Source organism: Methylophilus luteus (genome assembly GCF_042676265.1).
Taxonomy (GTDB): domain Bacteria; phylum Pseudomonadota; class Gammaproteobacteria; order Burkholderiales; family Methylophilaceae; genus Methylophilus; species Methylophilus luteus.
Genome location: NZ_JBHTKB010000004.1, coordinates 63365 through 70973, shown reverse-complemented (window position 1 = coordinate 70973; position 7609 = coordinate 63365). Strand labels below are relative to the sequence as shown.

7 protein-coding genes are annotated in these 7609 nt (G+C 52.3%); all 7 read left to right on the top strand.

What is annotated here, in order from left to right; translation table 11 throughout:
- Positions 1 to 221, top strand: a 221-nt coding sequence (locus tag ACFQ1Z_RS14550; RefSeq protein ID WP_379059070.1) for a hypothetical protein, incomplete at its 5' end; no start/stop codon positions are given.
- 122 nt (positions 222 to 343) lie between these two features.
- Positions 344 to 832 carry a ribosome maturation factor RimP gene (gene rimP / locus ACFQ1Z_RS14545; RefSeq protein WP_379059068.1) on the top strand — a complete coding sequence of 163 codons (489 nt, stop codon included), beginning with the start codon at positions 344 to 346 and terminating at the stop codon, positions 830 to 832.
- A gap of 38 nt (positions 833 to 870) precedes the next feature.
- A complete protein-coding gene (gene nusA, locus ACFQ1Z_RS14540; protein WP_379059065.1) occupies positions 871 to 2337 on the top strand; it encodes a transcription termination factor NusA in 1467 nt (488 codons plus the stop codon).
- 137 nt (positions 2338 to 2474) lie between these two features.
- Entirely contained in the window at positions 2475 to 5186 is a 2712-nt protein-coding gene (gene infB / locus ACFQ1Z_RS14535) for a translation initiation factor IF-2 (RefSeq protein ID WP_379059062.1), read from the top strand.
- A complete protein-coding gene (gene rbfA, locus ACFQ1Z_RS14530) occupies positions 5186 to 5572 on the top strand; it encodes a 30S ribosome-binding factor RbfA (RefSeq protein WP_379059060.1) in 387 nt (128 codons plus the stop codon). The genes infB and rbfA overlap by 1 nt, the downstream gene beginning before the upstream one ends.
- Positions 5573 to 5578: 6 nt before the next feature.
- The gene (gene truB / locus ACFQ1Z_RS14525) at positions 5579 to 6478 is read left to right on the top strand and encodes a tRNA pseudouridine(55) synthase TruB (RefSeq protein WP_379059057.1); all 900 of its coding nucleotides are present in this window, start codon (positions 5579 to 5581) and stop codon (positions 6476 to 6478) included.
- A 95-nt stretch (positions 6479 to 6573) separates the two neighbouring features.
- The gene (locus tag ACFQ1Z_RS14520) at positions 6574 to 7605 is read left to right on the top strand and encodes a histone deacetylase family protein (protein WP_379059055.1); all 1032 of its coding nucleotides are present in this window, start codon (positions 6574 to 6576) and stop codon (positions 7603 to 7605) included.
- The last annotated feature ends 4 nt before the right edge of the window (positions 7606 to 7609 follow it).

The window sequence follows — 7609 nt, the reverse complement described above, 5'->3', positions numbered from 1 at the left end:
CTGCCATGAAATCTGTGTTGCTGTACTGCTGCTTGCTATTTGCTGTTCTGGTAATGGTCGATCACGCCGCTGCTACAGGTCTAGCCTGCTTGTTACGGCTGTTATGTGAGTCTTCTCCCTCGTTTGCCAGCATGATAAGAAATCCACGCCAAGCTGTCATTGACCCATGTGGGCTATTCAGGCTGATGGCTTTTTTTATGCGGAAAATACCTGGCAGCTAATAGGCGCTGGCGTCAAGTTATGGCTTTAAATTTAATAGGTTTTTTGGTATAATGGTCTGGATTGATGGGCTTTACGCCCATTTTTCGTTTCTGGTCGCTATGTTTTAGGAATAAGGGTCGCCATGCAAGATTTGCATTCGGTTGTTGAAAAGACAGTTACCCAGTTGGGGTATGAGTTGGTTGATTTTGAAACAGCCAACCGCGGTAAGTTGCTGCGCGTGTTTATCGACAAGCTGGCGCCTAAAGATATTAAAGACAGCGTCAATATTGATGACTGCGTGCTGGTCAGTAATCAGCTGGGCAACGTGTTGACTGTTGAGCTGGATATCGATTACGACCGGCTCGAGGTTTCATCCGCAGGCCTGGACCGGGTGCTGCGCAAAGAGAATGATTTTATTCGCTTTGCCGGCGAGCGCGTGCAGATCAAGTTGCGGGTCGGGATCAAGGATGATGGCCCTAAAGCCACGCCTACCACGCTGCCAAGAAAGACCTTTTTAGGGATTCTGCAAGGCGTTGAAGAAGGTAAGGTAAAGATTGAGTGCGATGGCTGGAATTACAGTTTATCGCTGGATAACATAGACAAGGCTCGCTTGAGCCCGGTTTTTGATTAATTTGTTTAGTTAATTCGTACGGTGCGTTGGAGATTGCGATGAGTCGTGAAATATTGTTGTTGGTGGATGCTCTGGCACATGAAAAAAATGTCAGTAAAGAAGTCATTTTTACGGCATTGGAGCTGGCATTAGCTTCGGCAACTAAAAAGAACCATGAAGAAGGTGCCGACATTCGTGTTGAGATAGACCGCGAAAGTGGCGACTACAGTACTTTTAGACGCTGGCAATATGTTGAGTACGACCTGCTGGAAAGCTCTACCTACCAGTTTGATGAAGAAGATGCACGTGCTGAAGGCCGCCAGATCGGTGATTATTACGAGGAGCCATTAGAGTCTATCTCTTTTGGCCGTATCGGCGCACAGGCAGCTAAACAGGTCATTCTGCAAAAAGTACGTGAAGCTGAGCGTGAGCAAATGATCCAGGACTTTCTGGGTCGTGGCGAAAGTCTGGTCACTGGCGTGATCAAGCGTATGGAAAAAGGCAATGCGATCATCGAAGTTGGCCGCATTGAGTGCCTGTTGCCACGTGAAGCCATGATACAAAAAGAAAACCTGCGCGTCGGTGACCGCGTACGAGCTTATCTGTCACGCGTTGACCGTGGTGGCCGTGGCCCGCAACTGATCTTGTCGCGCATTGCGCCTGATTTCCTCAAGCGCCTGTTCGAGCTGGAAGTGCCGGAGATCGAAGAAGGTCTGCTGGAGATCCGTTCTGCAGCACGTGACCCGGGCTTGCGCTCCAAGATCGCAGTCAAAACCAATGACCAGCGCCTAGACCCTGTAGGGACGTGTGTCGGTATGCGTGGTTCACGCGTACAGGCGGTCACTTCAGAGTTGGGTGGCGAACGTGTCGATATCGTGCTGTGGAGCATGGACCCGGCCCAGTTTGTGATCAATGCACTGGCCCCGGCCGAAGTGAGCTCTATTGTTGTGGATGAAGATGCACACAGCATGGACGTGGTGGTGAGTGAGGAGCAATTGGCAGTGGCGATAGGCCGTAATGGTCAAAACGTGCGCCTGGCTTCAGAGCTGACTGGCTGGAGTCTGAATATCCTGACAGAAGAAGCGGCTGCGCAAAAGAACCAGGACGAATACGCAAAAATCAGCCAGTTGTTTATTGAAAAACTGGATGTGGATGAAGAAGTCGCTGACATTCTGGTGCAAGAAGGCTTTAGCACACTGGAAGAGATCGCGTATGTGCCTATCGCAGAAATGGCTGAGATCGATGCCTTTGATGAAGACACTGTGAATGAATTACGTTCACGGGCACGTGCGGCTTTGCTGACCGAGGCGATCGCCAAGGAAGAGAAAGTTGAAGAAGACACGCATGACTTGATGACGCTTGAAGGCATGGATGCAGACACGGCACATAAACTGTCGGCGAATAACATTCATTCAAGTGAAGATCTGGCCGAACTGGCTGTGGATGAGCTGGTTGAGTTGACTGGTATAGATGACGAGCGTGCAAAAGCATTGATTATGACTGCACGTGCTCCGTGGTTTAAATAAGCACGGCTCAAGCAATCGGATTTAAATAGTCTGGGTTTTAATAACCTGAGTTTAAGTAATCAGCGGCTCTAACCGCCAGGCAAGAATCATGCGTACACCTTAAATTAGAATATAAAGTAATTGAACTGGAGCAGTACATGGCACTTTCAACCGTCGCACAATTTGCCGCAGAGCTGGGTCTTCCAACGACCCTGCTCATCGAGCAACTGAAAGGCGCAGGCGTGAATAAAACGTCTGTGGATGATTTTTTGGAAGAAGGTGACAAGGCTGCACTGCTGGATTACTTGCGTAAAGAGCATGGCGCTGCCAATGCCCCAAAAAACAAAATCACCCTGATGCGCAAGCAGAACACCGAAATCAAAAAAACGGATAGTTCAGGCAAAGCACGCACGATTCAGGTCGAAGTGCGCAAAAAACGTGTGTTAGAGCGCCCTGAAGATGGTGCTTATGAGTCTCCGCTGGACGCGGCAGCGGTTGAAGAAACCGCGACTGCGCTGCCTGAGGAGCTGGAAGAACCTACAGTCGCTGAAGTACAGCCAGAAATCGAAGCACCGGTGATCGAAGTGGCAGAAGCCGAGCCGGAGCCGGTGGCAGAGCCTGAGGCGGAAGTTGCCGAGCCTGCACCAGAAGCCGAAGCACCAGTGGCGGCCTCTGTCGCCAAAGCCAAAGGCGCGGTATTGTCTGTGCAAGAGATCGCTTTGCGTGAAAACGAAGCGGCGCGGCATGCCAAACTGCTGGCGCTGCAGGCAGAAGATGTGCAGCGTAAACAGGCATTGACACTGCGTCGTGCAGAAGAAGAAGCCAAGCGTCAAGCCGACGCCGAAGCCGCCAAGAACAAGCCGGCACCTACCAAATTATCTGAAGGCACCCTGCACAAGCCAGCGAACAAAGTCGCTGACAAACCGGCAGATAGCAAAGATAAAAAGAGCAAGCCCGGTAACCGCGACTGGAACGATAACGAAAACAAGAAACGCGGTATTAAAACCCGCGGTGATGCAGCTGGTGGCACCTCGCAAGGCTGGCGTACACCCAAAGGCAAGCATCACAAATCTAACAAAGATGATCAGCACGCATTCAATGCGCCAACTGAGCCTGTGATCAAAGAAGTGATGATCCCTGAAACCATTTCAGTGGCTGACCTGGCACACAAAATGTCAGTCAAAGCGGCTGAAGTGATCAAGGCTTTGATGAAAATGGGCATGATGGTCACCATCAACCAGGTGCTGGATCAGGATACCGCGATCATCCTGGTGGAAGAAATGGGCCATAAAGCCCAGGCCGCTGCTGCCAACGATCCCGAGAGCTTCCTTGAAGAAACCGATATGACAGAAGCCGTGCTGCAAGCACGTCCGCCTGTCGTCACCGTCATGGGTCACGTCGACCACGGTAAAACCTCATTGCTGGATTATATCCGCCGTAGCCGTGTCGCCTCTGGCGAAGCGGGTGGCATTACCCAGCACATTGGTGCCTACCATGTGGAAACACCGCGTGGCATGGTGACTTTCCTGGATACTCCGGGCCACGAGGCATTTACTGCCATGCGTGCCCGCGGTGCCAAGGCCACCGATATCGTGATCCTGGTGGTTTCTGCCGATGACGGCGTCATGCCGCAAACCATAGAAGCGATACACCATGCGAAAGCCGGTAACGTGCCTATCGTGGTGGCGATCAACAAGATAGACAAACCAGAAGCGCAGCCTGAGCGTGTGAAGAGTGAACTGATCACGCATGAAGTGGTGCCGGAAGAATATGGTGGTGAAGCCATGTTCCGCGAAGTATCCGCTAAAACAGGTAAAGGCATCGATGAGTTGCTGGAAGCAGTGCTGTTACAGGCTGAAGTTCTGGAGCTGCAAGCACCGCAAAACACACCTGCCACTGGCCTGGTGATTGAAGGCCGCCTGGATAAAGGCCGTGGTCCGGTCACTACCGTACTGGTGCAGTCCGGTATCTTGCGCCGCGGCGATATGCTGCTGGCCGGTACTGCTTATGGCCGTGTACGCGCCATGCTGGATGAGAACGGCCGCGACATTAAAGAAGCCGGCCCTTCTATCCCGGTAGAGGTGCTAGGTCTGTCTGACGTGCCAAGTGCCGGTGAAGAAACCATAGTGCTGAATGATGAGCGCAAGGCACGTGAGATCGCCTTGTTCCGTCAAGGCAAGTTCCGCGATGTGAAACTGGCGAAACAGCATGCGGCCAAGCTGGAAAACATCTTTGAACAAATGGCTGAAGGCGCGGTGCAAACACTGAACCTGATCATAAAGTCAGATGTACAGGGTTCTTTCGAAGCGCTGACCACCAGCCTGCAAAAACTGTCTACCAGCGAAGTGCGCGTCAACATCATCCACACCGCTGTGGGTGCCATCAGTGAATCTGATGTCAACCTGGCAGCTGCGTCTAAAGCGGTATTGATAGGCTTTAACGTGCGTGCCGATACTGGCGCACGCAAGCTGGTTGAAACCATGGGTGTGGATCTGCGCTACTACAATATTATTTATGAAGCAGTAGACGAGATCAAAGCGGCACTGGGCGGCATGCTGGCACCAGAGCAGAAAGAGCAGATGATAGGTACGGTAGAGATCCGCGAAGTGTACCGCATCTCTAAAGTGGGCTCTGTCGCTGGTTGTTATGTACAGGACGGCGTGGTCAAACGTAATGCCAAAGTACGCCTGTTGCGTAACAATGTGATCATACACACCGGTGAGCTGGATTCGCTGAAGCGCTTTAAAGACGACGTCAAGGAAGTGAAAAACAACCTGGAATGTGGTCTGTCACTCAAGAACTACAACGAGATCGAAGTCGGCGATACGCTGGAGATCTACGAAGTCGTTGAAGTGGCACGTACGCTCTAATGGCTAAAGCATTCTCACGTAACGACCGTGTTTCTGAGCAGATACGCCGCGAACTGGCTGATCTGCTCATGTTTGAGGTGAAAGACCCGCGTGTGCAAATGGTCACCCTGACCGATGTTGAGGTGGCTGGCGACATGGCACATGCCAAAGTGTTTTACACCGCAGCTAAAAACACCAAAGGCCTGCAGGAAGGCCTGGAAAAAGCCGCCGGTTTCTTACGCTCGCAACTGGGCAAGCGCATGATGTTGCGTACCATGCCGCAACTGCATTTTGTCTATGATGAATCCATAGACCGCGGCATGCACATGGATAAGCTGATCAATCAGGCGGTCTCCGAACCAGCAGTGCCTGAACCGGCTGCACCCGATACCCCAGCCCAAGAATAACTTTCTATGCAAAGCAAACGCATCAAACGCGCCGTTCACGGCGTGTTACTGCTTGATAAGCCACATGGCTACTCGTCCAACCAGGCATTGCAAAAAGTCAAATGGCTGTACCAGGCACAAAAAGCTGGCCATACCGGCACCCTGGACCCATTGGCGACAGGCGTATTGCCTATTTGCCTGGGTGAAGCGACCAAGTTTGCGCAACACCTGACCGACGAAAACAAGACCTATATCGCCACCGTCAAATTCGGCGTCACCACCACCACCGGCGATAAAGAAGGCGATATTCTGCAGCAGGTCGCCTGCAATGTGCAGCCAGAGGAGATCAGGGCAGTACTGCCTGCCTTGACCGGTGTGATCACCCAGGTCCCCCCCATGTATTCTGCGCTCAAGGTAGATGGCAAACCCTTGTATGCTTATGCCAGGGAAGGCATAGAGCTGGAGCGCAAACCACGCCAGGTGACTATCTATGCGCTGGAATTGCTGGAGTGCCAGGATAATATTGCCCGCATCACCGTCACTTGCAGTAAAGGCACCTATATCCGCACGCTGGCCGAAGATATAGGCCACGCGCTCAAGGTCGGTGCCCACCTGACAGACTTGCGCCGGACTGCGACCGCTACTTACCAGATTGCGCACACTGTGACGCTGGAGGGCTTAGAAGCCATGACCCTGGAAGCACGGGATGCATTGTTGCTGCCAGTGGACACTGCTATTACCGCCCTGCCTAAACTAGAGCTATCTACCGATGCTGCGTATTATTTCAAGCAGGGAAATCCGGTATGGTTGCCTGGGTTGATACCCAAAGGCGATTTGAGAGTCTACAGCGAGGCAGGCTTGTTTCTAGGGCTGGGTGTGCAGCTGGCGAATGGGCGCATCGCGCCCAAGCGCGTCGTCAACCTGTAGCGTTTCTGCAAAGCTTTGCTCGCTTGCTGCAAGCATTCTGGCAAAACCAAGTCCGGCAAAGCCCATTCTGCAAAGCAATAGTTGAGGAGGGTGACATGCATTTCTGCTTAAGCAGTTATTTTCTAAGTTTCTTTTTGCTCTCTATCTTGCCGCTAGCAGCGCAGGCTGCACCGGTCACTATCCTCTACAGCGATCGCTTTTTGCAACATGACACCGGTACCGGTCATCCGGATACTCCCGACCGGCTTGCCTATTTGATCCAGCACCTCAAACAGCAGAAAAACCTTAATGCCAATCTGCGGTGGCCTACATTTTCTGCAGCCAAGCGGCAAGATTTGCTAGCGGTGCATCAAGCCAGTTATCTTGATCTGTTAGAAAGCGAGCAGCAACAGCTGACAACCAGCAGGCCGTATCTGACTTTGAGTACCGGCGACACCGTGATTTCAAAAGATTCGCTAGCAGTAGCCAGGCTGGCAACCGGTGCCGCCATGGCTGGTGTAGACGCTGTCATGCAACAGCAGAGCAAAAGTGCGTTTGCGCTGGTCAGGCCACCCGGGCATCACGCCACTGCAGATCGCGGCATGGGTTTTTGTATTTACAATCATGTGGCGGTCGCAGCACGCTACGCGCAAAAACAATATGCGGTAAAAAAGATATTGATTGTGGATATAGACGTGCATCACGGCAACGGCACCCAGGATATTTTTGCGCAGGATGACAGCGTGTTTTACTTCAGCGCACATCAGCACCCGCTTTACCCCAGGACAGGCCGACCGCAAGAGACCGGGCTGGGCAATGGCAAAGGCTACACCATGAATATAGATATACCGCCAGGCAGTGACGAGTCTGTGCTGCTGGCCGCCATTGATAAACAACTGCTCCCTGCCATGCAAGGCTTTCAGCCCGAGCTGATTCTGGTCTCGGCGGGGTTGGATACGCATCAGGGTGATTTGCTTGGCGGATTGAATTATTCAGATGCCGGTTACGCCGCAATTGCCCGCAAAGTGATCAAACTGGCTGACCAGTACGCGCAAGGCAGAAGCGTCTGGGTGCTGGAAGGTGGCTATGTGCCGGCAAATAATGCCCAGGCTGTTGAATCCATATTGCAGACCCTGATAGTACCCTAGTCAT

Coding starts and splice junctions, on each gene's coding strand:
- rimP (WP_379059068.1), top strand. CDS start 344: ATGCAAGATTTGCATTCGGTTGTTGAAAAGACAGTTACCCAGTTGGGG.
- nusA (WP_379059065.1), top strand. CDS start 871: ATGAGTCGTGAAATATTGTTGTTGGTGGATGCTCTGGCACATGAAAAA.
- infB (WP_379059062.1), top strand. CDS start 2,475: ATGGCACTTTCAACCGTCGCACAATTTGCCGCAGAGCTGGGTCTTCCA.
- rbfA (WP_379059060.1), top strand. CDS start 5,186: ATGGCTAAAGCATTCTCACGTAACGACCGTGTTTCTGAGCAGATACGC.
- truB (WP_379059057.1), top strand. CDS start 5,579: ATGCAAAGCAAACGCATCAAACGCGCCGTTCACGGCGTGTTACTGCTT.
- ACFQ1Z_RS14520 (WP_379059055.1), top strand. CDS start 6,574: ATGCATTTCTGCTTAAGCAGTTATTTTCTAAGTTTCTTTTTGCTCTCT.